1 protein-coding gene and 1 pseudogene are annotated in these 1,299 nt (G+C 60.4%); one reads left to right on the plus strand and one right to left on the minus strand.

The annotated features are described in order from the left end of the window. Positions 1-318: pseudogene (locus CFB82_RS41525) on the minus strand (hypothetical protein); the annotation flags it as partial. Positions 319-585: 267 nt separating this feature from the next. On the opposite strand from CFB82_RS41525, the gene CFB82_RS41530 reads away from it, so the two are divergent. Then, the gene (locus CFB82_RS41530; protein WP_089487962.1) at positions 586-1,059 is read left to right on the plus strand and encodes a glycine zipper 2TM domain-containing protein; all 474 of its coding nucleotides are present in this window, start codon (positions 586-588) and stop codon (positions 1,057-1,059) included. Positions 1,060-1,299 lie beyond the last annotated feature (240 nt).

Below are 1,299 nucleotides of genomic sequence, written 5' to 3' on the forward strand. Positions count from 1 at the left end.
CAGCCGCCAGTACTCTTCCATGAAGCCGGTGATCTGACGCATCGCCCAACGAAACAACCGGTAAAACGTATAGATCAGCTCGATGTAGGCGTTCGTGTAGGTTGGGGCACGCCCGGACACACCCGGCCCATACGGCTGGGTGTTGATGAACAGCGCCTTCAGGTCGCCCTCCGGGCAGTAGAGGCTGAGCTGGCCTCGCCGCTTCAGGCTCTGATTGTAGGCGCGGGCGTTCGCGACCCGATACGTCGGTTTCGGGCGTTTGCGCGGCGCTCCGGATTTCAGGCTGGCTTTGTATGGCAATGAACGTTCACGAGGCATAGATCAATTGCCCTTTCTACTCGACCTCACGCTGCCGCGCAACCACCCCCTTCCGAACAAAGCCCATGCGATGCCCCTGTTTCGGGACAGATCGCTTTTCAATTGTTGACGCCGCGTTATCCATATCAAATGCATACTGCGCCAGCCGTCTGGCCAACCATTCGGCCACCGATTTGCGCGCCTGTGCGCAGATATCAGCACTTACACCTGCTTCAAAACCGCGCTCTGATACGTTCTAAATGGATTGTTGTTTGGAGAAAATGAAATATGCCGACCCCAAAAACCCTAACATTCGCCGCGATACTGGCCGTAGCGGCGGCGCTCGCAGGCTGCATCACGCCGCCGGGTTCCGCTGACGTCTATAGCGTCGGACAAGCACAGCGAGAACAAACCGTGCGAATGGGCACGGTCGAAAGCGTCCGCGCAACCCGAATCCAAGGCGATGACGGCGGTAGCGTACTCGGCTCACTCGGCGGCGGTGCGCTCGGGGCGGTTGCTGGCAGTGCGATCGGCGGCGGACGTGGTTCGGTGCTGACGGCAATCGCTGGAGGCATCGCCGGTGCAGTCGCCGGCAACGCAGCCGGACAAAGCCTCAGTTCGGCGCACGGTATTGAGGTCACCGTGCGCCTTGACAACGGTGAGCTTCGTTCGGTCGCCCAAGCGGCAACGTCCGAAGTGTTCCGCGCGGGCGACCGCGTCCGACTGCTATCGAGCGCGGGCATTACGCGAGTCACGCACTAGGCAGGCTGCTGTGAGCTTCCCCCGGTTTTTCGCGCACCAAGGGCGAGTCGTTATGCTGCCAGATTTTGCTCGTCCTGCGTGCGGAGCCAGTCGTGAAAAAACTGGGTTGGCGAGGCTTTGTTCGACAGGGTATGCGCTCAGTTGGTTGCGGGCGCAATTAGGCTGTCTTGACGCAAATCGCCTTGCCGAAGCTGTTCCACCGGTTCACGAGGTTCGCAATGATCACGCCCTCGCGCTGCT

The sequence above is a fragment of the Burkholderia sp. HI2714 genome (genome assembly GCF_002223085.1).
In the GTDB taxonomy this organism is placed as follows: Bacteria; Pseudomonadota; Gammaproteobacteria; order Burkholderiales; family Burkholderiaceae; genus Burkholderia; species Burkholderia lata_D.

Excerpts from the sequence above, each read along its gene's own strand:
- CFB82_RS41530 (WP_089487962.1), top strand. The coding sequence starts at position 586 with ATGCCGACCCCAAAAACCCTAACATTCGCCGCGATACTGGCCGTAGCG.